We start from the raw sequence: 856 nt of genomic DNA, 5'->3' as shown, positions 1-856 counted from the left end.
CTCAGCGCGTGGATTTTCGTGGTCCGCCCACCGCGCGAGCGGCCGATCGCCTGTTCATGCTCCCCCCTTTTCCGCCGCTCGCCGAGCGATGCGCCTTGATCGAGGTGGAGTCGATGGACAAAGTCACGCCGTCCTTGCCGCAGCGGGCGAGCGCTTCAAAGATCGCCTGCCAATGTCCGCGCTTAGCCCAGCGATTGAAGCGATTGTAGATCGTCGTGTAAGGACCATAATCGGGCGGGCAATCGCGCCAGCGTGCGCCGCACTGAAGCATGTGAAATGATACCGCTGATAATGCGTCGATCGTCTTGGCGCGCCGGGCCGGTCTGGTTCGTTGGCAGATGCGGCCCTATCCGAGCCCACTGCTTGTCGTTGAGCCAGAACAGTCCTTTGCGCATCGAAGTCCCCGGGCCCGAATCAACTCGGCGCCATGGAATCAGAGATCGCTAATTAGGTACAGACCCTAGCATTACAGTTTGTCTTTTTGATTTGACATGAGCGCGTTGAGCGGCAGCCTGATGAGCTCTGCGCCAGAAAGACCATGCGATGATGCGTGCGGGTTGAATACGCTTTCGAGCAAGTCTGATGGCAATGCGGCGGATTTCCTGGATTGACCAACGGATCAGCGGCGGCGTGGTTATGCTTTGGCTTTTGCCGGGTGGCGAGGTTTCGTTTTTTTGGGCGGTGGCGGATTAGCGCGATGTCGGATCGCGGCCATCATGGCGAAGGCGAGCATCACCAAGGACACATGACGGTGCCAGCCATGCCAGGATCTGCTCTCGTTGTGATCCAGCCCGAACTCGTTTTTCGCGGTTTCAAAGCTGTCCTCGATCGCCCATCGATGGCCTTCGACCGCGAC

General features: G+C 59.0%; 2 pseudogenes. Both read right to left on the bottom strand.

Annotated features, from left to right (window positions below):
• A pseudogene (locus IVB48_RS41320) lies at positions 1-395 on the bottom strand (IS5 family transposase); the annotation flags it as partial.
• Positions 396-634: 239 nt separating this feature from the next.
• A pseudogene (locus tag IVB48_RS41315) lies at positions 635-856 on the bottom strand (IS701 family transposase); the annotation flags it as partial.

It is taken from the genome of Bradyrhizobium sp. 76, from assembly GCF_023073025.1.
Classification (GTDB): Bacteria; Pseudomonadota; Alphaproteobacteria; order Rhizobiales; family Xanthobacteraceae; genus Bradyrhizobium.
The sequence above is the reverse complement of the archived record's forward strand: the minus strand, read 5'-3'. Positions and strand labels throughout refer to the sequence as shown.